The 22,614-nt window shown below is 65.6% G+C and carries 20 protein-coding genes; 4 read left to right on the top strand and 16 right to left on the bottom strand.

From position 1 onward, the window contains the following. Positions 1-21: 21 nt before the first annotated feature. From G4D77_RS23505 to G4D77_RS23580, 16 genes are all read right to left on the bottom strand, one after another. Entirely contained in the window at positions 22-1,185 is a 1,164-nt protein-coding gene (locus G4D77_RS23505; protein ID WP_026062979.1) for a hypothetical protein, read from the bottom strand. A gap of 157 nt (positions 1,186-1,342) precedes the next feature. Then, positions 1,343-1,723: a DUF192 domain-containing protein gene (locus G4D77_RS23510; RefSeq protein ID WP_223275333.1), complete on the bottom strand. Its 381-nt coding sequence runs from the start codon at positions 1,721-1,723 to the stop codon at positions 1,343-1,345. A 5-nt stretch (positions 1,724-1,728) separates the two neighbouring features. Continuing rightward, positions 1,729-2,661: a type II secretion system F family protein gene (locus tag G4D77_RS23515; RefSeq protein WP_154833681.1), complete on the bottom strand. Its 933-nt coding sequence runs from the start codon at positions 2,659-2,661 to the stop codon at positions 1,729-1,731. Between the two features lie 10 nt (positions 2,662-2,671). Beyond that, the gene (locus G4D77_RS23520; protein ID WP_016451158.1) at positions 2,672-3,541 is read right to left on the bottom strand and encodes a type II secretion system F family protein; all 870 of its coding nucleotides are present in this window, start codon (positions 3,539-3,541) and stop codon (positions 2,672-2,674) included. Then, positions 3,538-5,295, bottom strand: a complete 1,758-nt coding sequence (locus G4D77_RS23525) for a TadA family conjugal transfer-associated ATPase (protein ID WP_016451159.1) — start codon at positions 5,293-5,295, stop codon at positions 3,538-3,540. The genes G4D77_RS23520 and G4D77_RS23525 overlap by 4 nt, the downstream gene beginning before the upstream one ends. Next, entirely contained in the window at positions 5,292-7,520 is a 2,229-nt protein-coding gene (locus G4D77_RS23530) for a secretin GspD/PilQ domain-containing protein (RefSeq protein WP_250134230.1), read from the bottom strand. Before G4D77_RS23530 ends, G4D77_RS23525 begins: the two co-directional genes overlap by 4 nt. Before the next feature lie 51 nt (positions 7,521-7,571). Next, the gene (gene cpaB / locus G4D77_RS23535) at positions 7,572-8,588 is read right to left on the bottom strand and encodes a Flp pilus assembly protein CpaB (protein ID WP_016447815.1); all 1,017 of its coding nucleotides are present in this window, start codon (positions 8,586-8,588) and stop codon (positions 7,572-7,574) included. A gap of 10 nt (positions 8,589-8,598) precedes the next feature. Next, a complete protein-coding gene (locus G4D77_RS23540; RefSeq protein WP_016447814.1) occupies positions 8,599-8,778 on the bottom strand; it encodes a hypothetical protein in 180 nt (59 codons plus the stop codon). Beyond that, positions 8,775-9,506, bottom strand: a complete 732-nt coding sequence (locus G4D77_RS23545) for a hypothetical protein (protein WP_227740929.1) — start codon at positions 9,504-9,506, stop codon at positions 8,775-8,777. Before G4D77_RS23545 ends, G4D77_RS23540 begins: the two co-directional genes overlap by 4 nt. Positions 9,507-9,520: 14 nt before the next feature. Then, positions 9,521-10,333, bottom strand: a complete 813-nt coding sequence (locus G4D77_RS23550; protein WP_126310827.1) for a S24/S26 family peptidase — start codon at positions 10,331-10,333, stop codon at positions 9,521-9,523. Continuing rightward, complete coding sequence (locus G4D77_RS23555; protein WP_046987435.1) at positions 10,330-11,805, bottom strand: pilus assembly protein TadG-related protein; 1,476 nt, start codon at positions 11,803-11,805, stop codon at positions 10,330-10,332. The genes G4D77_RS23550 and G4D77_RS23555 overlap by 4 nt, the downstream gene beginning before the upstream one ends. Positions 11,806-11,817: 12 nt before the next feature. Beyond that, positions 11,818-12,084, bottom strand: coding sequence for a Flp family type IVb pilin (locus tag G4D77_RS23560; protein ID WP_034363829.1), 267 nt, complete (start codon positions 12,082-12,084; stop codon positions 11,818-11,820). A gap of 751 nt (positions 12,085-12,835) precedes the next feature. Further along, a complete protein-coding gene (gene queF, locus G4D77_RS23565) occupies positions 12,836-13,684 on the bottom strand; it encodes an NADPH-dependent 7-cyano-7-deazaguanine reductase QueF (RefSeq protein WP_213757746.1) in 849 nt (282 codons plus the stop codon). A gap of 156 nt (positions 13,685-13,840) precedes the next feature. Further along, the gene (locus G4D77_RS23570; RefSeq protein ID WP_154833684.1) at positions 13,841-14,725 is read right to left on the bottom strand and encodes a 2OG-Fe(II) oxygenase; all 885 of its coding nucleotides are present in this window, start codon (positions 14,723-14,725) and stop codon (positions 13,841-13,843) included. Between the two features lie 78 nt (positions 14,726-14,803). Beyond that, complete coding sequence (gene yaaA / locus G4D77_RS23575; protein WP_016447806.1) at positions 14,804-15,589, bottom strand: peroxide stress protein YaaA; 786 nt, start codon at positions 15,587-15,589, stop codon at positions 14,804-14,806. Between the two features lie 107 nt (positions 15,590-15,696). After that, positions 15,697-18,819, bottom strand: a complete 3,123-nt coding sequence (locus G4D77_RS23580; RefSeq protein ID WP_154833685.1) for an Rne/Rng family ribonuclease — start codon at positions 18,817-18,819, stop codon at positions 15,697-15,699. A gap of 535 nt (positions 18,820-19,354) precedes the next feature. On the opposite strand from G4D77_RS23580, the gene G4D77_RS23585 reads away from it, so the two are divergent. From G4D77_RS23585 to G4D77_RS23600, 4 genes are read left to right on the top strand one after another with little or no spacing between them, the layout of a single operon-like run. Further along, a complete protein-coding gene (locus G4D77_RS23585; RefSeq protein WP_016447804.1) occupies positions 19,355-20,416 on the top strand; it encodes an RluA family pseudouridine synthase in 1,062 nt (353 codons plus the stop codon). Positions 20,417-20,440: 24 nt separating this feature from the next. Further along, entirely contained in the window at positions 20,441-21,127 is a 687-nt protein-coding gene (locus tag G4D77_RS23590; protein WP_016447803.1) for an HAD family hydrolase, read from the top strand. Positions 21,128-21,176: 49 nt separating this feature from the next. Further along, positions 21,177-21,545 (top strand): Rieske (2Fe-2S) protein, encoded by a 369-nt coding sequence (locus G4D77_RS23595; protein WP_016451170.1) that lies wholly within the window; start codon positions 21,177-21,179, stop codon positions 21,543-21,545. 1 nt (position 21,546) lies between these two features. Continuing rightward, a complete protein-coding gene (locus tag G4D77_RS23600; protein WP_016447801.1) occupies positions 21,547-22,593 on the top strand; it encodes a S49 family peptidase in 1,047 nt (348 codons plus the stop codon). Positions 22,594-22,614 lie beyond the last annotated feature (21 nt).

Below are 22,614 nucleotides of genomic sequence, written 5' to 3' on the forward strand. Positions count from 1 at the left end.
TATCCACCCGCTGGCCATGCTTCAGGGCCTGTTTGGGTGTGGCAGGGGGATGTGGATGGGCACGTCCGGTCCGGCCTTGTCCTTGCGCATCAGCATCAATTGCATGGTGCCCTGGGGGCCGGCGCCGAGGATGTGGATGATCTCGGCCTGCTTGCCGGTGATTTCGCCTTCGAGGCCATCGAGGGTGTAGTCCTGCCGGGTGAGGGGTGTGTCGGGCCGTGGAGCATCTGCGCGGACGTCGCTCGCAGGGCCTTCCAGCACGACGTTGATGCGTTGGCTGCGCGAGTCAGGGATCAACTGCGAGTTCACAAACGTCAGCTCTGGCACTTCCATCACTGTGCGCCTCTGGCTTTTGGGGTCTGTGTAGTCGATCTTTACGCCAGTGAGCTTGCCCGTGGCCGTATTGAATTCCGCCTCGTAGTTGACGCCGGTGTTCAGTATGTCGGTGGTGTACGGGTCCAGCCGTTGTGCCGTGCCGGCCAGCGTGCTGACACTGCCGATATAGGTCACGGTCGGCTCGCTCGGCGCCTGGCTCTGGTCGGTGAGCAGTCTGATGGCGGAAATCCAGTTGGTGTTTTCGCTGCGCATGTTGGGCATGCGGCCGACCATGCTGAGGTTCTGGCCTTCCGAGAAGGTGGTGCCCCAGATGCCTTCCTCGTGCTGGTCCGGTGGTCCTACGAGGAAGATGACGCCTGCATCGCCGCTGATGTTCTTGTAGTGGCTCTGGCCCGCCTCCGGGTAGTGCGTGACTTGCGGGTACTGCCTGCCCTGCACGATGAAGGTGTTGCGCCCTACCTGGAAGTCGCGCCTTGCCATGCCGTAGGAGCTGTAGATGAAACTGCTTTCGATGGCCTGGCCCGGCTGCTGGCTATAGGTGAGTGTGGTGTTGTGGATCACACCCATGCCGCTGAAATCGATCAACGACGTTTGTGCATCGGGATCGGTGATGAGTTTGATCAGGTCAGACTCCTCAATGGCCGATGAGGTGGGTTGCAGACAGCTGCCCGTGCTGCTGAGTTTGGTGCACAGCGGGCCTGAGGGGGCGATGAAGACGCCGGAACTGGCGGTGCCTCCGGGGCCTGGGTCTCCCGCGCCGCCTTCGTTGCCGGAGCCGCCACCGCAGGCGGTCAGGGCCAGACCAGCGGCGCAGGCCAGTAGCCAGGATGAAGGGTGTGTCAGCCGCATGTGCGTGGCACCGTGGTCTGTGGGAGAGGTGATGGATGGATGGTGCATGTCCGTCGGTTTTTCAATGCGTAGTGGAGGAAGGCCGGCAGGGCCGGCTGGCAATTCACTTTGGTGTGTTCTGGGCAATGCGTTGTGTGGGCACCTCCGCGGCGTTGCATTAGGAGTTGGACCCGTCAGGGGTGAAGGCGCAGACGTTCAGCGCAGCCCCGGCACCTTCGATGGGCCAGGGCTGCAACTGCATGCCCGACACCAGGCCCTGGCAGGCGATGGCGCCTGCACGCATCTCCAGCACATGCCTGCTGCCGCGTTCGCCCCGGCTGAGGCGCCAGGGCGCAACGCCTGGACGCAGGCCGGTGATGCGGCCCTGCCGATCGAGGTAGACGATGTCGATGGCCTGCCGCATGAAGCAGGTGTGCACGCTGGTGCAGCGCGCGATGAGCAATGCGCAGCGGGCGGCGGGTTGGGCCTGGCCCATGAGGCCGGCAAGGCGCTGCCAGAAGCCGCAGGCCTGGCGCACCAGGAAGGGGGAGGGCGGCATCTGCATCACAGTCCCGAGTTCAGCAGCTTCATCGCTATGGGGAACAGCAAGACGATGAAGGTGCAGGGAAAGATGAAGGCGATCAGCGGAAACAGCATCTTCACGGGCGCTTCCATCGCGAGTTTTTCCGCGCGCATGAAGCGTTCGGAGCGGCGCTGATCGGCCTGTGCCCGCAGCACGGGGCCGAGGTTCATGCCCATGCTCTCTGCCTGGATCACGGCGGAGGTGAAGTTGGCGACGCTCGGTTCGTTCAGGCGCTCGGCCATGCCGCGCAGTGCTTCGGCACGCGCCTTGCCGGCGCGTATATCGCGCAGCACGCGCTGGAATTCGTCGCGCACCAGTCCCTGGGGGCCTTTGGCCACGGCCTGGGTCATGGCGCCCTGCATGTTCAGGCCGGCTTCCACGCACAGCGTGATGATGTCCAGGAAGAAGGGCAGCATGCGCAGCAGTTCGCGCCGGCGCACGGCGATGCGATCCCTGAGCCAGATGGCGGGGTAGGCCCAGCCCAGCAGTGCGCCTGCGGCCATGGCCTGCAGATAGATGGGCAGGGCGATGTGGCGTACACCGCCATCGGCGCCCCGGGGCAGGCCGTCGAAGCTGGAGACCAGCCACCAGGCCGCCAGCGCGGCCACCCCGGCGCCGACGATGCGGCTGGCGATGAACTGCGCAGGACTGAGCGCGTAGTCCAGTCCCGCCTGTCGCAGCCGCAGTTGCACGGCTTGCGCGGTTCTGCCCGTTCCGAGCCGGGGCGACAGGTGGTGGCTGATCCACTGGATGGGCCACCAGACCATGCGCAGGGCCAGTGGCGGCGGATCCTTGTAGCTGCGGTCCTCGGCGGGAACGCTGCTCATCGAGTGGCCCAGGAGCCAGGCCACCAGGGCAGCACTGAGTCCGGCTGCCACAGCGATCAGGGCGAGTATCACGGTGTTGGAGTCCATGGTGCGGCCTTCAGACGTCGATGGCGACGATCTTTCGGATGACATAGATGCCCATGGCCTCGAAGCAGGCGATCACGGCCAGCGCCCCCCAGCCCACGCGGGAGTGCCAGAGCATGGACATGGCTTCAGGCTCCATCCGGTCGAGGATGAGCATGAGGACGAGGGGCAGGGCGCCGACGACCCAGGCCTGCAGTTTTCCCTGGGCGGTGAGGGAGCCGATCTTGGCTTCCATTTGCAGCCGGCTGCGCACGGTGGAGGCCGTGCGTTCCATGGTCTCGGCCAGGCCGCCTCCGGTTTCGCTGGCGATGCGCATGGCCGAGGTGATGAGCACGGTGCTCTGGGTGGGCACGCGCAGGCTCAGGTGATTGAGTGCCTGTTCCAGGGATACGCCCAGGCGCTGCTCGCGCAGCATCAGCGAGAACTCCTGGCTCAGCGGCGGGCGGGATTCGGCTACAAGCTGGGCGATGGCGCTGCTCAGGCCAATGCCGGCGCGCAGGCCGCCGCTGAGCATCATCAGCGCATCGGGCAACTGCTCTTCAAACTTGCGCAGCCGGCGCTTGCGCATGTGCCGGTACAGCAGCCGGGGCAGCAGCCCCAGCGCGAAGAAGGCGGGCACAGCCAGCAGATGGCTGCCGCTGACCAGCCACACCAGCACGCCGCCCAGCGACATGACTGCCAGGTTGGCCAGGAAGAGTTTGCGCGGGTCGATGAAGAGGAAGAATTCCGCGGCCTGAAAGCCGGCGCGCTCCGTGAAGCCGGCCCGGTAGCGCCTGAGCGTGGAGCCTCCCAGGTCCAAGGCCAGCCATGTCAGCAGACCGACGCAGAGGGCGACCACGGCCGTGATCAGGGCCAGGACGGTGTCTGGCGAGAGCCCGCTCATGGCCGCTCTCCGGCATGCAGGTCCGCGCTCTCGGCGCCCGGACGGAAGATGTCCAGGTCCAGCGCATGGCCGCTGGCGCGCAGTTCGTCGTAGAAGTGGGGAACGACGTCGCAGCCGGTGAACAGGCCCTGCACCTTGGCCAGGCCGTTGGCCTGGGCGGCGTAGCCTTTGTTGGCAAAGCGGAACAGCTCCTGCAGCTGGATCTTTCCGCTTTCCATGCCGCTGACTTCGCAGATGTGGGTGACCAGGCGTGTGCCGCAGGCAAAGCGGGTCTGCTGCACGATGATGTCCACGGCGCTGGCGATCTGCTCGCGTATGGCTGCCAAGGGCAGTTCCATGCCGGCCATCAGCACCATGGTCTCCAGCCGGGCGAGCCCGTCGCGCGGGGTGTTGGCGTGCAGCGTGGTCAGAGATCCCTCATGGCCCGTGTTCATGGCCTGGAGCATGTCCAGCGCCTCGGCGCCGCGGCATTCGCCGACCACGATGCGGTCCGGGCGCATGCGCAGGGTGTTGCGCACCAGTTCTCGGATGGGCACGCCGCCCTTGCCTTCGACATTCGCGGGGCGCGACTCCAGGCTGATCAAATGCTCGTGGGCCAGCTTGAGTTCGGCGGCGTCCTCGACGGTGATCACGCGTTCGCCGGACGGGATGAAGTTGGACAGGATGTTGAGCAGCGTGGTCTTGCCAGACCCCGTGCCGCCCGAGACGATGATGTTCTTGCGGGCCTCCACGCAGATGCGCAGGAAGTCGGCCATGGCCGGGCTGAGCGCGCCGAACTGCACAAGGTCGGCGGCATTGAGCTTGCGCCTGGCGAACTTGCGGATGGTCAGCGTGGAGCCCTTGAGCGCCAGCGGCGCGATGATGGCGTTGACGCGCGAGCCGTCCTTGAGCCGTGCATCGACCATGGGCGAGGATTCGTCGATGCGCCGGCCCAGCGGTGCCACGATGCGCTCGATCACGCCCATGACGGCGCGATCGCTGGTGAAGCTCAGGGCATGCTTTTGCAGGCGCCCCGCGCGCTCGACATAGATTTCGTCGAAGCGGTTGACCATGATTTCGCTGACCGTTTCGTCGGCCAGCAATTCCTCCAGCGGCCCCAGCCCCACGGCCTCGTCCAGAACCTGCCTGCGCAGCGCGTTGCGGTCCAGCTGGGCCGGTATCTCGTCGTCCATGTCCTGCAGCGTTCTGGCGATGAGCCGGTCCGCCTCGGCGCGCAGGTGTTCGTCGGACATGCTGGAGACGTCATGGCGGCGCAGGTCCATGGTGTCGATGAGCTTGGTGTGCAGGCGCTTGCGCCATTCGAATTGCAGCGCCTGCAAGTGGGCGTCCCCGGGCTCGGCTGCCGCAGGCTCGGGCGCGTCGGCAGGCGCTGCCAGCGGCGTGTCCTGTGTGCTCTGCATGGGCGCTGTGGTGGCGGCATGCGCTGCGGCCGGTACAGGAAAAGCCGCGGCTTGCGGCTCTTCACCGCTGTTCAGGATGCGCAACTGGAACGGGCCAATGCCGATGAGGTCGCCGTTTTGCAGCGGGCCGTATTGGGCGGTGATGCGCTGACCGTTGACCAGCACGCCGCCGAAGCTGCCTGCGTCGTCGATCAGCACGCCCGAGGGGCTGGTGAAAAGGCGTGCATGCTCCTTGGCAAGGCGCCAGTTGTCCAGGCGGACTTCGCACTGGGAGCCTTTGCCGATGGAGCACATATCGGGCACGCTCAACGGCTGGTGCCGGCCGTCGGGGTGGATGATTTCAAGGTCGATCATGGGGGGCTGCCGGTTGCGGAGGTCAGGGGAGAAAGCCACTGGGTCTCGGCCCAGCCCAGCCGGTCATTGATGCGCACGGCCGAGAACTGGGCCTGCGGGGCCTGGGGCAGCACCTGCACAAGGCTGCCCACGGGCAGGTTCTGGAGGACGGGGGCGTTGATGTCGGGGGACACGCGAAGGGCAAGCCGATCAAGGCCCACACGGTAGGTGCCTGGTGCGGAGTGGCCCGTGGTGGCGCCGGATTCATGGGGCGTGAGAGCCCGGCCTTGCCGCGCCTGGCGCGCATGGGGTCCGTCGGGTGCGGGCTTCATGCCGGGGACGTGCGCGACGGGCTGCAGGCTTTCATCGCGCACCCAGCCCGTCAGGGCTGCGACCGCCACCGCGCGCCAGCCGGAGTGCGGGTTGTGGGCGGCAGATGAACCGGGTGCGGCACGCACGAAACTGCCTTGGCCCAGTTGCAGCAGGGTGTCGCTTTGCGCCCGAGGTTCGGCATGCAAGGCCAGCCCGTCATGCACCACGCGCCAGTGGTTGACCAGCGGCTGGTCCGCTGCTGCCGCGGAGGCCAGCGGGTTGCCGGTGTGCGGCAGGGCGGGCCAGTGTTCGGGCAGGGTCGCGGTGGCCGGTGCGGGCAGGGGCCGCACTGGCGCGGGGAGTTCCTGCACAGGCGCCGCGATGCTGGCGCTTGCGCTGGCCACAGGCAGGGGCGCCAGCCGGGGAGGATGCTCGGGCGCAGGGCCGGGTTCGGTCAGGTAGGGCTGGGGACCGTAGCGCTGGCCCAGGCGCGCACCGGCGTCTTCCACGCGCTGCAGCAGGCCCGGCGATCGGCTGTTGATCACCGTGGGCGTGACGAAGACCACCAATTCGGTCTCTTCGTTCTGGAATCGCTGGGACCGGAACAGAGCACCCAGCACGGGCAGGTCTCCCAGGAAGGGAACCTTGTCGACGTTGTCGCCACCCTTGCGCGACAGCAAGCCGGCCAGCACCATGGTCTCGCCGTCCTGGACGTTGAATTCGGTGAAGGTGCGCCGAGTGCTCAACCCGGGCCCCGAGGGCGTGGAGAACGATGGGTCGATGTTGCTGACCTCGCTGTCGATCTCGGCCCTGATGACGCCGTTGCGGTCCACGCGCGGCGTGATGCGCAGCTTGACGCCGTAGGGCTTGAACATGACCACGGGGCCGTAGATCGTGGCCACGGAGTACGGATATTCGCCACCGGCCAGGAACTCGGCCTTGGAGCCGTTGCGAGCCGACAGCTGGGGCTGGGCAAGAATGCTGGCCTTTCCGTCGCGGGCCAGCAGGTCCAGCTTTGCGGTCAGGCCCATGTTGACGGCGGTGAGGATGTTCAGGCCTTGGGGCAGCGGGCCTTTGTCACCGCTGTCCGGGGTGATTGGCGGGTTCTGGACGCCGATGACCAGACCGGGCTGATGGCCGCGCCGCGCCGGCGCCCAGATGCCTCCCACGCTGGCCCCGCCCTGGGCGGTCCAGCGCAAGCCGAATTCGCGCAGCTCATTGACCGGGAATTCGACCACCTTCACGTCCATGAGCACCATCTGCTCCCAGCCGATCTGGTTGGTGAAGTTGATGATCTGCGGGTAGTGCTTTCTGAGGTCTTCGATCTTCTTGAGATCGACATCGCTGAGATGGTCCCCTTCGACCACGACCTTGTCACCGATGATGGAGGCCCGCGCGTTGGGGATGGTGCTGAGAAAGGCTGCGATCTCGCGCGCATGGCGGCTTGTGTCGCCGCGCACCACATGGATCTTGACGCGCTGATATCGGCCGTCGGCGTTCCACACGAACAGCGAGGAGGTGCCGATCTCGTTGGCGAAGATGATGACCTCGCGCTCGTCCAGCGCGGCGGCCGTCAGCACCCGGCCATTGCCCACGGCAATGCGCGCCACGCCGGGGCTGGGGAAGACGCGCGATTCGCCCACGAACATCTCGATTTCCGGCACCTGAGCCTGGTCGTCCGGTTTCTGTATGGGGCGGTACGGCTGGCCCGCCGCTGCCTCGCGGCTGGGCACGCCCTGCAGCATGGGCGCGAATCCACCCGGCATGCCTAGGGACTGCGCAGAGCTTGTTGCATCCTCTGGTATCTGGGCTGTTGCCGGGCCGGCCAGGCTCCAGCCCAGGGTCAGCACGAAGCCGCAGCGCAAGGCATGCAGAAAGGGCGTTGGACTGGAGCGGGCGGACAGGGATGCAGTGTGGGCTGAACGGATGGACATTGGGATCAGGCGCATGGAGCGATGAAGAAGGCAGGAGCAGGTGAGGCGCCTTCAGCGAGGCAACGCGCTTGGCTGGATCGGGAAGGACGCAGGGAAAAGAGGAGCCTGGCCTGGTTGCAGTGCGGCTTGCAGGGCTGGCTGCACAGGCGTGGGGGCTGCGGCTGCCTCGGGCGGGCCTTCGCCGGCATCGTGGGCCTTGTCCTGGCGCAGCAGCAGGTCTTCGGGCTTGAAGTCCATGCGGCGTCCGCCATAGAGCACGGGAACGGCTCGGCCCGGTGATTGCGCTGCGCCCGCTGTCTGAATCAGGGACTGCACGTCGCCTGCCAGGCCCAGCAGGGCGGCCATGGCAGCGCTGTCTTCTTCGACAACCTCCGAGTCCTTGGGATTGCGCAGCAAGGCGGTGATCTTTCCCGCCTCGCGCGCGATGATCACGCTGCGGGCCTGCGCCTTGGAGGTGTCCAGCGTGACCGTGGAGTACTGGCGCCGCTCACCGCTTCTGGGGTCATCCACGGACCGCTGGCCGGTGGCCATGACCTGGACGTTCTGCAGCAGTGGAAAGGTGGTCTTGCGGCCTTTCTGATCCAGGGTGAGCATCAGGTCGATGGCATCCCCCGGCTCCAGCAGGCCGGAGATGGAGTTGATCTCGTCCACATGCACGGTGATGGCGCGCCGTCCGACCTCGATGCGGGCCGAGAAGGTCGGCACCTTGTCGCCTTCGAGCAGGTTCCACAGCAGGATGTCGCCGTGCTGCATGCCATGCTCCAGCGCGCGGCCTGCAATGCGGGAAAAATCCTCGGGGCCGATGGCCAGCGAGTGCGCGTAGTCATGGGGAACGTCGCGCACGGCAATGGTCTCCTTGGAGATGGGATCACCTTTGCTGAGATTGCGCTTGGCAACGATCAGCGGCCGGGTTTTGCTTTTTCCGCGCGCTTCTATGGCCTCCATCTGGCGATGCAGGTAACTGCGTGCAATGACGGCTGCGCCCAGGCCGATGGCCAGGGCCATGGCAAGAGCGACCCAGGTTTTGTTGGGACGCAGGGCGGTGATTCGGGCGAGTGCGGAGTTCATGGCTGACGGGTCAAATGGGCAGGGAGAGGGCGAAGCTGAACTTCTGGTAGGCAGCCTGCAGGGCGAGCAGCAACTGGTGCAGCACGCTGTTGCTGTCCACCATGCCGACGCCCAGCGCGAAGGCCAGGGCCGCGCAGACCACGGCGTACTCCACCGAGGACTGGCCGCGCAGGCGATGGGCAAGCTTCATGGCGCGGTCTCCACCGCCACGCTGGTGACGAGAACGATGCTGGTGAGGCCCAGCGCATTGCGGGAAATGACGGCCGTCGCCTCTTTGCCCGGGCCGCGCATCAGCACCGTGATGGCGCCGGTCTCAGAGCCGAACGCGTGGGCCTTGGTGTCTGTGGCGGCGTCGAAGCGGCGTTCCAGCGCATAGCCCTGCTCCTGCAGCGCCGCAGTGAGGCGTTGCGCATTGAGCGCCTCGCCGTGCCTGTTCGTGGCAACGAGATGGGTGGACAGCTGGCCACCGTCCTGGGTGTTCAGCAGGCTGGCGATCTCGGTTCCCGCTGGCAGCAGGCGCCGCCATCGGGCTCTTTCCTCCTGGCTGCGGGCCTTGCTGCGCAAGGCTGCGCGCAGGTGGGTGACAGCGACAAGGCCGCGCGTGCCGCCGTCGGGGGCGGGTTCCAGTCGGATGGTGAGGTAGTGCTCGCCCTGGGCGCGGCCCAGAATGCGCTGGCCATCGCGCTGGTCGTCCATCAGGGGCTGGCCCAGGGTGCGAACAAACCAGTCGCCGGTCTGCCGGGGTGTGCTGCGGGTGGCGAAGCCGGTCAGCCGCATGGGCAGGCCGTCCAGGTCCATCTGCTGGCCGATGTGGTAGCTCCTGGCGTGTTCGGGCAGCGGGATCTCGGGCCAGTTGGCCTGGGCCAAGGCATGGGTGAGCCCTGGCGTCAGCAGGCCCAGGCAGATGGAGCGGAGCATGCGGGCCGTTGTCATCATTCGGCCCTCAGCCTGTCTGCCGGAACGATGTCCTGCCACCGGTCCAGGCGTCCGAACTTGGGGGCCGGCACTTCCATCAACTCGAAGACCGGTATGGCCACATCCAGCAGCGTCTCCACCGGGGAGAACAGGCTGTTGAGCGGCGCCAGCCGGCCGAACCGATCCATGGTCTGCTCCACGGAGCGCGAGGCCCAGGGCTCGATAAGCACGCTGGTGTGGCGTGTGACGCGCAGGTTCAGTTGGTCGAAGGGGGTGTAGCTTTGGATGCCTGCGGGCAGGTTGGCCAGGGGCACGGAGATGTTGGCGCGGTATATGCCCTGGGCGCGCAGGTCAAGCTGTGTGTGGCTGGCCAGGGGGACTATGCGAAATGGCACGCCGTCCCTGCTGGCCTTGAAGGCATTGCTGTGCGCTGTGGACTGGCTTTCGCCAAAGCTGACCGAGATGGTTGAAAAACGCGGGATCAGCGGATTGCCTGCAGGGTCCGTCCACAGCGGATTGCGGTGCGCGTCGAAATCACCTGCCGTGTCGCCCGTCTTGATGGGGGCATCGGGGCGGCTGAAGTAGCGCCTGCGCACTTCGGCTGCCAGTTGGGCAGGCGGCTTGGAGCTGCCTGCCGCGTCGTTGTGCACCGTGGCATCGAAGGCCGCATAGCGGCTGGCCATCTGGGTGGCATGGGCAATGTCCTGGTACTTGCCGATCATGGGCATCAGCAGGAACAGGCCCAGCAGGGGCGCTGCCATGGCCAGGAATTCGACCAGGGCCTGGCCTGCCTGCCGCCTTGGGTAGCGGGCGCGGTTCAGGAGGTTCATGGGATCAGCCCTCGCTGGCGCATCTGCTGGCCAAGTACATCGGGTTGGGAGTGGATCAGGCGCACCTGCCAATACGGGTTGAACAGGCTGGGCAGCTCCAGGGGGAGACCCTGGCTTGCGCCATAGCGGTTCTGACGCTGTGCCAGAGGGCGTTCGAAGAACACTTCGGACGTGGCAACGGCCACCATTTCGCCTTGGGCGACCTGGCTCTGATAGGCGTTGATGCGGCTGTCTGAAGTGCTGGTTATCTGGCTGGCGCTATCGGAGGTGCGCAATTGGCTGTGCGCCCGCGACAGGCGCACGCTGAACCGCAGCGTGGGGTCGTTCTTGTCCAGTTGCGGCTGGCTCAGGTCGTAGTAGCTGGGCAGGCCGGTGTATTGGCGCCACTTGTTGGATGAGGCCTGGCTGGACGCCTTTGCGTTGGTGCGCGCACCTCCCAACCAGGCGCCTGAATCATCCTGATCCTCGGGATGGGCCTGCTGTTCGCCCCAGGCAATGGGCTCCTCCCTGAGCCGGCAGCGTGGGATGAGTCCACCCCTTCGCTGGGCGCGCCAGAAGGACTCAGTGTCTTCGGCGATCCACTCGTCGTAGTTGACCAGTTCGGTGCCGCCGCGTCGGCGCACCTCGCTTTTGCGCTCTCTCGCAATGCAGATCTCGTCTGGGCCGGGCACTTCTGCCTCGGCCGTCCAGACGCGTTCCTTGGTGAATCTGTCGCTGTGGGCCGCATACACGGCCAGCTCTGCCATGCGGCCCCGGTCCTTGCCGGTATAGCTTTGGGTAAATCCATCCAGGTCGTCAGTCAGCGCCACGGCGATGCCAGGGCCCAGGGGCAGCACCTTCACGCTGCCGTCGCCCGCGTAGTTGGCCTGGGCCACGTCCTGCATAACGCTGCGGCGAATGCTCTGCAGGTAGGAGCGGGCGTGCAGCAGGTTGTGCGCCTTCTGTATTGCCTGTTTGTTGGCCTCCACGGCTGTGACCGTATCGAATGCCAGCGACGGCACCATCTTGGCCATCTGCTGGATGTACTGGCCCGCGTACTGCACGGTGGCGTAGCACATGATCGCGTACATCTCGTTGTAGTGGAATGCAGCACCGATCAATGCGCCCCAACCGGTGTAGTCAGCACATTCGGGGAACTGCGTGGGCAGGTTCTCCGCGTGGGTCTGTGCGTATTGCGCCCACGAGGACAGGCTCACCATCTGCGCCACCAGCACCTCGTTGGCGATCAGGGCGCGATTGCCGTAGGCCTTGAAATTCATCGCCCGCGCGTGCATCACGCCGGCGCTGTAGGCCACGGCATCGGCCGTGCTGACGAGCTTGGTTTTTTCCTGGGAGAGCTGGCCGGTGTTGAACAGAAAGAACAGCGAGGCCAGTGCACCGATCAGGACAAAGATGCCGTAGATCAGTGCCTGCCCGCGTTGCCCGTCCCGCCTCCGTATCCGACCGCCGCGCAGGGTGGTGATGGTGCACATGAGCAGGCCCGCTTACTTGTTCTCGTAGGCGTCGAGGCCTTTTTCCTTGCGCTCTATATCGGCATTGCCGGCGGCGGCTTTTGCGTCCTTGATGGCCTCCTTGGCGGACTTGCCCGCGACTTCGTTGGCGATGCCCGATGTCTGGGCGCGGATGGTTTGGCCAAAGTATTGGTAGACGGCAATGGCGGCCACACCAATCAGGGCCACGATGATGATGTACTCGGTCATGCCTTGGCCGCGTTGCTTGCGAGATTGCAGTGATGTATTGAAGGTGGTCATGCAAAAGCTCCTGTGCTGGTGGAAGAAATCTGTAGGGACGTGAGCAGGCAGACGCAGGGCCGCAGCCGTGCATCGCAGAAAACGGGAAAAAGGGAAAACGCAATTCATGAATAAGCGGGCACCAGGGCGGTGGCTGGCGGTTCTTCCGAATTGCGCATGTGCAGGGAATCAGCCTTGCCCAGGCACAGGGCCTTGGCGTCAGCGCACTGCGTCAAGGCGCTGAATGAAAGCGATGCATGGATGGTCTCTCCCTCAAGGTTGGCGGTGGACTGCCGCTTTGGCGCTGTGCGCCAGGACAGTTCTGCGTGGGGCATTGGCAGGAAAAAGGCACCTGCCTATGCCTGACTTTCAGGCGGCGATTCATTGCTGCCTGAAGTCATTTCTTGTGCCGCCAAGCCTATGAACTTTTTTCTCGCTTGTCTCTAAGACAACTCCTGACGATGTTTCTGAATGCATCGACGGAGATTTTTGCTGCCATTTCAATAGCAAGCTATTTAATGAATTCCGTGTTTTCGACGATCCATCCGTGGCAGATAAATCGAGGCGAAATAGGCTCAAATTGGGTGATCTGAAAAGTCAATCTGAATCGATGCAGGACGATTCCTGTTTTTCAGAATTCAGGTGCGGGCCGCCGACAGGAGCCTGGGCGCGGGGCTCGATGGGCAGGAGTGCGGGCATGCCGCTGCGGCGTCGGCATGCCGGTGAAAAGCTTGAAATGACGGCCGGCCTGAGGATGGCCGGCCGCGTCCTTTTACTGCCGTGCAGAGCGCACGTTGGCCAGCAGCGCGCCAGGATGGCTGGTGCGGAACGGGTTGATGTCCAGGCCGCCACGGCGCGTGTAGCGTGCGTACACCGAGAGCTTGATGGGGCGGCAGCGGGTCCAGATGTCCATGAAGATGCGTTCCACGCATTGCTCATGGAATTCGTTGTGGTTGCGGAAGCTCACCAGGTATTGCAGCAGGCCTTCCTGGTCGATCTGCGCGCCGCTGTAGCGGATCTGCACGCTGCCCCAGTCGGGCTGGCCTGTGACCAGGCAGTTGCTCTTGAGCAGGTGGCTGACGAGGGTCTCGGTGACGGGCGCTTCCTCGTGGTTGGCGTGCAGCAGCTCTGGGGCGGGCTGGTACTGCGTGCATTCCACGTCCAGGCGGTCCAGCAGCAGGCCGTCCAGTTCCTGCACCATTTCCTGGTCGAAGCGGTCCAGGCCGATGATCTTCACGCCGATGCTGCCCTTTTGCTCGCTGCCTCGCCATAGCGCTTCGGCCAGGTCGGTGCGAAGGCGTGCCTGGACTTCGGCAGCGTCGGACAGGCGGGTGTTGTTGAAGCTGTTGAGGTAGAGCTTGAACGACTTGCTTTCGATGAGATTGGGGGTCTCGCAGGGGATCGTGAAATGCACGAGAGCCACCTGCGGCTTGCCGCGCAGGTTGAGCCAGGACAGTTCGAACGCCGTCCACAGGTCGGCGCCGAAGAAGGGCATCTGGCTTCCCTGAATGCCGATTTCCTCGCGCTTGGGCGCGCGGGGCAGGGGGAACAGCAGCGAGGGGGCGTACTGGTCGATGTAGGCAGAGCTTTTGCCCAGCTGGGATTGTTCGGGAGTGTTCATGGAAAAAGGGCCGGCCGTGCCGGCGCTGGTCAGGCCTGGACGGTCCGCGCGGAGCGCGTGGACCCAGGCTTTGAAGCTAACTGAATTTCCATGCCCGCAGGCATGGGCGGCCATATAAGGTCAATAAGGGTGGGTACGCCCGGGTTCGCTGGCTCTTCAGTGGAATTCGCGCTCGCGCAGCCATTTGGTGGCGATCCATTTTTCGCCGGCCAGCACGGGCGCGCCGCCGTGCAGGGTGCGCGTGGAGGGGTCGGGGCGCTCATAGCTGAAGAAGACGGCGTTGCCCCGGCGCGGAACCACTTGAAGCGGCACTTCGGGGAAGATGGTGGCGCCGCCGCGCTCGGGCTCGTTCAGGTAGATGACCAGCGTGCCCACGCGCTGGCCGCCGCGCTTGAGGATGGTGGGCGTGCCGGGTTCGCCGGGCGCGAAGTAGTCGTGGTGGGGCTTGTACTCGGCGCCCGGGCCGTAGTGCAGCACCTGCAGGCCTTCGCCGTGGTCCAGCGGCCAGCGCAGCAGGCGGGCGATGCGTTCTTCCAACTGGTGGACGATGCCGGTTTCCCCGCGCTGGAAGAACATGCCGTTGCTGGTGCGGTCGTCATTGATCTCTTCACCGCCGCTTTGCGTGGCCACGGTGAGCGAGCGCGCCATGCGCGGACGCGCGGCGGCGATGATGGCGTCGCACTCCTCATGCGAGAGCAGGTTGCCGAAGACCACGATGCGCGGGTTGCGCATGCTGACCAGTACCTGGACCTTGCGGTCGCCGACATCGATGCTGGTGGGGTCCTGGGAGAGGTCCGGCTCCGGCAGCGAGGAGGCCGAGACGACGACGGCCGGTGGCGCCGCTTCGCCTTGGTGGGGTAGGTCCAACGCCCGCCGGGCCAGTTCTTCGCTCCAGCCCACGTCGCGCATGGAGCGCAGCAGGGCCGCAGGCCCTATGCCCGATGCGCGCTGTTCACGCACCCATTGCATGAGTTCAGGCGTGAGACCCGCCGGCAGGTCCTGCGCGGTGCTCGGGGAATCTGGTGAGGATTTGAGGCTCATGGCGTGCAGTGCGGCCCTTGCCGCAGTGAATGGACTCCAAAGGCATCGAGGCCGGGGCCGGCCGGTGGCCGGCGAGGCTCAGTCAGCGGTCTTGCGGCGGAACACCAGGCGCGCAGGCGTCGAGGAAGCTGGCGCCAGTGCGTAGCCTTCCAGATCGAAGGCTTCGAGTTCAGCCGCGCTGCGAGCGCGTTGCTGTATGGCAAATCGTGCCATCAGCCCGCGCGCGCGTTTGGCATGGAAGCTGATGATCTTGTAGGCGCCGTTCTTGTAATCCTCGAACGCGCATTCCACCACCGGGGGCTTGAGGTGCTTCAAGTCTACCGATTTGAAGTATTCCTGCGAAGCCAGGTTGACGACGACGCGCTCGCCCGCCGGCTGCCGGGCCGCGCGCTGGTTCAGGTACTCGGCAATGCGGCTGCCCCAGAACTGGTAGAGGTTGCTGCCATGCGCGGTCTCCAGCCGGGTGCCCATTTCCAGGCGGTAGGGCTGCATGCGGTCCAGCGGACGCAGCACGCCGTAAAGGCCGCTGAGGATGGCGATGTGCTGCTGCGCCCAGTCCAGGTCTTCGGCGTCCAGGCTGCGCGCCTGCAGGCCTTCATAGACATCACCGTTGAAGGCCAGCAGCGCCTGGCGGGCATTGGTGGCCGTGAAGCGAGGGCTGAAGGCTTCGTAGCGCGCCACGTTGAGCGCAGCCAGCTTGTCGCTGATGCCCATGAGTTCCGATAGTTGCTGCGGCGATTGGCGGCGCAGCACTTCGATCAGCTCCAGCGGCTGTTCGGAGAAGACGGGAAGCGTGTGTGGCAGCTTCGGCGGCAGCGGTGTGTCGTAGTCCAGCGATTTGGCGGGGGAGAGCAGCAACAGCATGGCGGGACGCAAGCTCCAGGATAGAGAGGGAGGAAAGACAGATGGACGGTGGTGGCGGCAGAAACAAACAGGGGCCGCGAGGGCCCCTGTGTCGTCACTGTCTGTGGTCAGACATGGGCCACGCCCTGCGGTTGCTGCTCGAATGGCAGCTGCAGGTCGCTCAGGTCCTTGCGTGTTTCCACGAGGATCAGAGGACCGTCATCCAGCACGACCATGGGCGGGCGCTCGCGCACGACGCGCTCGGGCTGCGGTTCGGCCGCGATGGCTGCCTGCGCAGCGGCCACCTTGTCGGCATCGGAGCCCACCCATTGCAGGCCCGAGGCGGCGGCCAGCGCCTGCAGCTCGGACACGGGCAACTGGTAGGCCTGGACCTTGGGCAGGCCGCGTTCTGCGGTTGCCTCAGCGGCCTTGGCTGCAGCGGGCTCGGCTGCGGCAGAAGCAGCAGAAGCGGCAGGTGCAGCAGGTGCAGCAGGTGCTGGCACGTCTGCCGTCACGGCAGGGGCCGCCACGGGGGCCGGTGCGACCGGCGCGAAGGCCGCGCTCTGCTGCTCGGGCACCGCGACGGGTTGCTGCACTTCCACAACTGCCGCAGGCTGTGCGGCCACTGGGGCTTCGGCCACGGCTTCGGGGGCCTGGACTTCGGCAGCAGAGTTGGCGGCGTTGAAGTAGCTGCGACGGGCTGGCTGCTGGTCCTGCTCGGGCACGGAGGCCTCGAAGGACTGCACGGCTTCGCCTTCGGCTTCACGCGGCGCGCGCTCTGCACGGTCACCGCGATCGCCACGCTCGCGGCGGTCACGGCCGTAGCGGTCGCGCGAACGACGCTGGCGCGGCTGCTCTTCGCCGGAGGCGGGAGCAGCGTTGTCCAGGGACTGGTCCTGCTGCTGGGCCTGGTTGTCCAGCTTTTCTTCGGACTCGGGCGCGACTTCGAACTGACGGGGCTGGCGCTCGCTGCGTTCACCGCGTTCGGCGCGATCTCCACGCTCGCCTCGTTCACCGCGCTCGCGGCGGCCTTCGCCGCGTTCCTGGCGGTCGCCACGCGGCGCGCGCTCGGGACGCTGCTCGAGGGTGCTGCCATCTGCCGCCAGGGCTGCGGAGGCGTTCACGGCCTCCAGCGGCTGGCGGTTTTCGCCGTCGCGGCTGCGCTCGCCACGGCCGCGGCGTTCGCCGCGGTCGGTGCGTTCACCGCGCTCGCCACGATCCGGGCGCTCACCACGTTCACCGCGTTCCGTGCGCTCGCCACGCTCGGCATTGCGGCGGTTGCGATCGCCACCGCCAGCCTGGCGCTCGGCGTTGGGGGCGCCTGCGCGCTCACCGCTGCGCTCGGTGCGCTCACCACCACGCTCGCCATTGCGTTCGTTGCGGCGGCCACGGCTGTCGTTGCGGCCGTCACGGCGACCTTCGCGTGCGGGGGCTTCGGCAGCCGGCACGGGCGCTGCGACCGGCGCAGGTGCCGCGCCAAAGCCGAACAGGCTCTTGAGCCAGGCAAAGAAGCCTTGTTCGCGGACCACGACGGGGGCGGCGGCCGGTGCGGGCGCTGCCGCCGTGGCTGCAGGCTTGGCGTCGCGCTGCTGGCCGTTGGCCGGGCGGTTGCGGCTGCCTTCGGGGCGAGGCTCGGCAATGGGAGCCGGCATGTCCGGCAGCACACCCTTGATCATGGGTGTCTGCTTGTTGGTGGGCTCCTGCGAGCGGCGTGTCACCGTGGTTTCGGTGTCCAGCTCTTCGGCCAGCTTGTAGCTGGCTTCCATGCTTTCCAGGCGCGCATCGTCGTGCTTGAGGCGCTCGAGCTTGTAGTGCGGCGTGTCCATGGACTTGTTGGGGACCATGATCACGTTGACGCGCTGCTTGAGTTCGATCTTGGTGATCTCGCCGCGCTTTTCGTTGAGCAGGAAGCTGGCCACTTCCACGGGCACCTGGCAGTGCACGGCGGCCGTGTTGTCCTTCATGGACTCTTCCTGGATGATGCGCAGGATCTGCAGCGCAGAGCTTTCCGTATCGCGGATATGACCGGAGCCGCCGCAGCGCGGGCAGTTGATGTGCGCGCCTTCGGACAGGGCGGGCTTGAGGCGCTGGCGGCTCATTTCCATGAGGCCAAACTTGCTGATGGTGCCGAACTGCACGCGCGCACGGTCCTGGCGCAGCGCGTCGCGCAGGCGATTCTCGACTTCGCGGCGGTTCTTGCTCTCCTCCATGTCGATGAAGTCGATGACGATCAGGCCGCCCAGGTCGCGCAGGCGCATCTGGCGCGCGACTTCGTCGGCGGCTTCCAGATTGGTGCGGGTGGCGGTTTCCTCGATGTCGCCGCCCTTGATGGCGCGGGCCGAGTTCACGTCGATGGAGACCAGGGCCTCGGTGTGATCGATGACGATGGCGCCGCCCGAGGGCAGGGTCACGGTGCGCGCGTAGGCCGATTCGATCTGGTGCTCGATCTGGAAACGGCTGAACAGGGGGGCATCGTCGCGGTAGCGTTTGACGCGGGCGGCGTGCTCGGGCATGACGTGCTGCATGAACTGCTGCGCCTGCTCGTAGATGTCGTCGGTGTCGATGAGGATGTCGCCGATGTCGCCGTTGAAGTAGTCGCGGATGGCGCGGATCACCAGGCTCGATTCCTGGTAGATCAGGAAGGCGCCCTTGGCCGACTTGGCTGCGCCATCGATGGCGTTCCACAGCTTGAGCAGGTAGTTCAGGTCCCACTGCAGCTCGGGCGCGGTGCGGCCGATGCCGGCGGTGCGCGCAATGATGGACATGCCCTTGGGGTACTCGAGCTGGTCCATCGCCTCCTTGAGTTCGGCACGGTCCTCGCCCTCGATGCGGCGCGAGACGCCACCGCCGCGCGGGTTGTTGGGCATCAGCACCACATAGCGGCCGGCCAGCGAGATGAAGGTGGTCAGGGCCGCGCCCTTGTTGCCGCGCTCTTCCTTCTCGACCTGGACGATCAGTTCCTGGCCTTCACGGATGACTTCGTTGATGCGGGCCTGGCTGGGGGAGACGCCTTCGGCGAAATACTGCTTGGAGATTTCCTTGAAGGGCAGGAAGCCGTGGCGGTCTTCGCCGTAGTCGACGAAGCAGGCCTCAAGGCTGGGCTCCACGCGCGTGACCACGGCCTTGTAGATGTTGCCCTTGCGCTGCTCGCGTCCTTCGATCTCGATCTCGTAGTCGAGGAGCTTTTGTCCATCGACGATGGCAAGGCGCCGCTCTTCCGACTGCGTGGCGTTGATGAGCATCCGTTTCATGATGCGTTTCCTTTATTCGTTTTCTCTGGGGCGCGCCGGGGTGCAGCCTCTGCTGCCAGACCGTCACGCCTTTGACTTGTAATCAAAGACAGGCTCGCGAGGGAGCCGAGATGCCGGACTGACGCATTGAAACGAAAGGAATCGCCGAATGCCTTGCTTCTTGAGACCTGGCTCAAGTCAGCAATGGGGGCAAGGGCAGGGGGACGAGAGCGATGAGAGAGGCACGCCGTCCAGCTTCAAGCGAAGCTGCTGCACGTGCAGGGCAGGCGGGAGGCTTGGGGGCGGCAATGATCCTGGGCGCAGGCGTTTTCCTGCTCCACAGCGTGACCATCCATGCCCAAAAGATCCACATGCTCGCTTTTGATCCGCTGGCAGCGGCGGACGCCGGGTCCGACCCCTTCTGCCAGCTTGAGATTCCGTATCAGTGTTTCAATTCGTCAGCCACAACCGATGCAACGACGAACTTCGCAGGCCATCTTTTCCTGCTGTTTCGCGTGCATGACACCGGATGGCATCGACCTGCCTGTGCGGGGAAATGGTTGTTTGGACTAAACTCCATGAGAATCAACCACTTATAAATAGTTCGGCACAGGTGAAACACATTATAGAGGGCAAACCGGCAGACGACCGTTCCCTGAACGCAGCCACTGCCGCAGTGCGGCTGATCGAAGTCGATGACGATTCGGCCGGACAGCGGTTGGACAACTTTCTCATACGCCATCTCAAGGGCGTTCCCAAAACCCATGTCTATCGCATCATCCGCAGTGGAGAAGTGCGCATCAACAAGGGGCGCGTCAGTGCGGAAACCCGCGTCTCGACCGGCGATGTCGTTCGCGTGCCGCCCGTGCGCATTTCCGAAAAAGTCGCCGAAAAGGCCGAGCGGCCTGCGCCCGCCAGGGATTTCCCCAGTCTGCTGGAAGACGAGCATCTGATTGCCATCGACAAGCCTGCCGGTGTGGCCGTGCACGGGGGCTCGGGCGTGAGTTTTGGCGTCATCGAGCAATTGCGCCAGGCGCGGCCGCAAAGCCGCTTTCTGGAGTTGGTGCATCGGCTCGACCGCGAGACATCCGGCATCTTGCTGGTGGCCAAGAAGCGCTCGGCGCTGACGCATCTGCAGGACCAGTTCCGCGAGCGCGAAACCGGCAAGACCTATCTGGCGCTGGTCCAGGGCACCTGGCCTGCCAATCGCAAGGTGATTGATCTGCCGCTGCACAAATACCTGCAGGCCGACGGCGAGCGCCGCGTGCGGGTGACCACGGCCGATGATCCTGACGGCATGCGCTCCGTCACGCTGGTGCGCGTTCGCAGCACGCTGGCGCCCCAGCCCCTGCTGGGTCTGCCGGCCATGAGCCTGCTGGAGGTGACCATCAAGACCGGGCGCACGCACCAGATCCGCGTGCACCTGTCCAGCCAGGGGCACCCGATTGCGGGGGATGACAAGTACGGGGACTTCGACCTGAACCGCCGGTTGCAGAAACAGGGGCTCAAACGCATGTTCCTGCACGCATGGCGGCTACAGTTCACACACCCGTCCAGTGGTGAGCGGGTGGAATTGCGCGCCGAGCTTCCCGAGGAGCTGGCCCGTTTCGCCGGCTGACGCCGGATTTGACTCCTTGCAGACATGACAACTCCTGGTTCTTCCGAGATATACCGTGCGCGCCGCTTCGACCTCATCGCCTTCGACTGGGATGGGACGCTGTCGGATTCCACCGCGGTGATCGTCAAGTGCATTCAGGCGGCCGTGGCCGATGTGGGAGGCACGCCCCCCAGCAATGAGGCGGCCTCCTATGTGATCGGCATGGCGCTGATGCCGGCATTGGCGCGTGCGGCGCCCGATGTGTCGCCCGAGAAATACCCCGAGCTGGGCAACCGCTATCGCCACCATTTCATCAAGCACCAGGACGACATCAGCCTGTTCGCCGGCGTGCTGCCCATGCTGGCGGCGCTGCGTGAGCGCGGCCACCTGCTGGCCGTGGCCACGGGCAAAAGCCGGCGCGGTCTGAACGATGCGCTGCAGGACCCGCAACTGCGCGGCATGTTCGACAGCTCGCGCACGGCGGACGAAACCGCCGGCAAGCCCAACCCGCTGATGCTGCATGAGCTGATGGCCGAATTCGGCGTGGAGCCTGGCCGCGTGCTGATGATCGGCGACACCACGCACGACCTGGAACTGGCCCGCAATGCTGGCTGTGCCAGCGTGGGCGTGGGCTATGGCGCGCATCCCACCGACGGCTTTGGCGTGCTGCAGCCGTTGCATGTGGCGCAGAGTGTTGCGGATTTGCATCAGTGGCTGCTGGCCCATGGTTGAGTCGTCATGCCCGCGTCAGCGCGGGAATCCATGCTTGTGAGGTGCGCTGGTGACCGTTGATCGCATCGTTTTGTGTGCCAGCGAGGCCTTGCAGGAAGGTGCGAATGCCGTGCCTTTCGACGTGGTCTACGCGGGGCATGCCTGTCGCGCATTCGCCATCCGCTTCGAGGGACAGGCGCATGCCTATCTGAACCGCTGCACGCACGTGGCCATGGAGATGGACTACCAGCCAGACCGCTTTTTCGATGATTCCGGGCGTTGGTTGCTGTGCGCAACCCATGGTGCGGTCTATGCGCCGGACAGCGGCGCCTGCGCTGGCGGCCCCTGCCGTGGCGGCCTGGTGAAAATCTCCCTGAGCGAAAGCGCGGGGGTGGTGCACTGGCATACTGCCGATAACCTGAAACCCGTCGAGTTCTGACATGACTTCCCCCATACCCCCGGAAAATCCTGGCTCCACATCGCACCCTTCCCCGGGTGCGGACCTGTGGGCCCGGGCCACGCCCGCCGCGGCGGCTGCCGATGCGCGAACGGCGGCATCGAGCGGCTGGGAGCGGGACGTGCTGGAAAAGCTGGTCTTCGCCACCATCAACGAGCAGCGCGCCTCGCGCCGCTGGCGCCTCTTCGGCCGCCTGCTGTGGACGGCACTCATCCTGGTGGTCCTGTGGGTGCTGTTTGCCAAGGACACGGCGACCACGACCAGCTCCTCTCCGCATACCGCAGTGGTCGAGGTCAAGGGCGAGATCGCTGCAGGCGCCGACGCCAGCGCGGAATTCGTGGTGGCCGCCATGCGCAGCGCCTTCGAGGACTCGGGCTCGCGTGCCGTCGTGCTGCTGATCAACTCGCCAGGCGGCAGCCCGGTGCAGGCCGGCATCATCAATGACGAAATCGTGCGGCTCAAGGGCAAGTACGACAAGCCCCTGTATGCCGTGGTGGAGGAAACCTGCGCTTCGGCTGCTTATTACATTGCTGCGGCGGCCGACGAGATCTTTGTCGACAAGGCCAGCATCGTGGGCAGCATCGGCGTGCTCATGGATGGCTTCGGCTTCACGGGCGCCATGGAAAAGCTGGGCGTGGAGCGCCGCCTGCTGACGGCTGGCGAGAACAAGGGCTTCCTGGACCCGTTCAGTCCCATGTCCGAAGCACAGCGCGCCCATGCCCATCAGATGCTGGGCCAGATCCACTCGCAGTTCATCAATGTGGTCAAGGCCGGCCGTGGCGATCGCCTGCACGAGACGCCCGAGACGTTCAGCGGCCTGTTCTGGACGGGTCAGCAGGCCGTGGAGATGGGCCTGGCCGACAAGCTGGGCAGTCTTGACTACGTGGCCCGTGAGGTGGTCAAGGCGGAAGAGGTGGTGGATTACACGCGCCGCGACAACGTGGCCGAGCGCCTGGCCAAGCGTTTTGGCGCGGCCTTCGGTGGAGGTGCCGTTCAGGCGCTGCGCTCCAGCCTTCCGTCTCTGCGCTGATTTCCCTGGCGTCTGCCAAGA

The sequence above is a fragment of the Delftia sp. WY8 genome (assembly GCF_018437695.1).
Lineage (GTDB): Bacteria > Pseudomonadota > Gammaproteobacteria > Burkholderiales > Burkholderiaceae_C > Comamonas > Comamonas tsuruhatensis.

Bases quoted from the DNA above. Each gene is read 5' to 3' on its own strand.
- G4D77_RS23505 (WP_026062979.1), bottom strand. From the start codon at position 1,185: ATGCGGCTGACACACCCTTCATCCTGGCTACTGGCCTGCGCCGCTGGT.
- G4D77_RS23510 (WP_223275333.1), bottom strand. From the start codon at position 1,723: ATGCCGCCCTCCCCCTTCCTGGTGCGCCAGGCCTGCGGCTTCTGGCAG.
- G4D77_RS23515 (WP_154833681.1), bottom strand. From the start codon at position 2,661: ATGGACTCCAACACCGTGATACTCGCCCTGATCGCTGTGGCAGCCGGA.
- G4D77_RS23520 (WP_016451158.1), bottom strand. From the start codon at position 3,541: ATGAGCGGGCTCTCGCCAGACACCGTCCTGGCCCTGATCACGGCCGTG.
- G4D77_RS23525 (WP_016451159.1), bottom strand. From the start codon at position 5,295: ATGATCGACCTTGAAATCATCCACCCCGACGGCCGGCACCAGCCGTTG.
- G4D77_RS23530 (WP_250134230.1), bottom strand. From the start codon at position 7,520: ATGTCCATCCGTTCAGCCCACACTGCATCCCTGTCCGCCCGCTCCAGT.
- cpaB (WP_016447815.1), bottom strand. From the start codon at position 8,588: ATGAACTCCGCACTCGCCCGAATCACCGCCCTGCGTCCCAACAAAACC.
- G4D77_RS23540 (WP_016447814.1), bottom strand. From the start codon at position 8,778: ATGAAGCTTGCCCATCGCCTGCGCGGCCAGTCCTCGGTGGAGTACGCC.
- G4D77_RS23545 (WP_227740929.1), bottom strand. From the start codon at position 9,506: ATGCTCCGCTCCATCTGCCTGGGCCTGCTGACGCCAGGGCTCACCCAT.
- G4D77_RS23550 (WP_126310827.1), bottom strand. From the start codon at position 10,333: ATGAACCTCCTGAACCGCGCCCGCTACCCAAGGCGGCAGGCAGGCCAG.
- G4D77_RS23555 (WP_046987435.1), bottom strand. From the start codon at position 11,805: ATGTGCACCATCACCACCCTGCGCGGCGGTCGGATACGGAGGCGGGAC.
- G4D77_RS23560 (WP_034363829.1), bottom strand. From the start codon at position 12,084: ATGACCACCTTCAATACATCACTGCAATCTCGCAAGCAACGCGGCCAA.
- queF (WP_213757746.1), bottom strand. From the start codon at position 13,684: ATGAACACTCCCGAACAATCCCAGCTGGGCAAAAGCTCTGCCTACATC.
- G4D77_RS23570 (WP_154833684.1), bottom strand. From the start codon at position 14,725: ATGAGCCTCAAATCCTCACCAGATTCCCCGAGCACCGCGCAGGACCTG.
- yaaA (WP_016447806.1), bottom strand. From the start codon at position 15,589: ATGCTGTTGCTGCTCTCCCCCGCCAAATCGCTGGACTACGACACACCG.
- G4D77_RS23580 (WP_154833685.1), bottom strand. From the start codon at position 18,819: ATGAAACGGATGCTCATCAACGCCACGCAGTCGGAAGAGCGGCGCCTT.
- G4D77_RS23585 (WP_016447804.1), top strand. From the start codon at position 19,355: ATGGTTGTTTGGACTAAACTCCATGAGAATCAACCACTTATAAATAGT.
- G4D77_RS23590 (WP_016447803.1), top strand. From the start codon at position 20,441: ATGACAACTCCTGGTTCTTCCGAGATATACCGTGCGCGCCGCTTCGAC.
- G4D77_RS23600 (WP_016447801.1), top strand. From the start codon at position 21,547: ATGACTTCCCCCATACCCCCGGAAAATCCTGGCTCCACATCGCACCCT.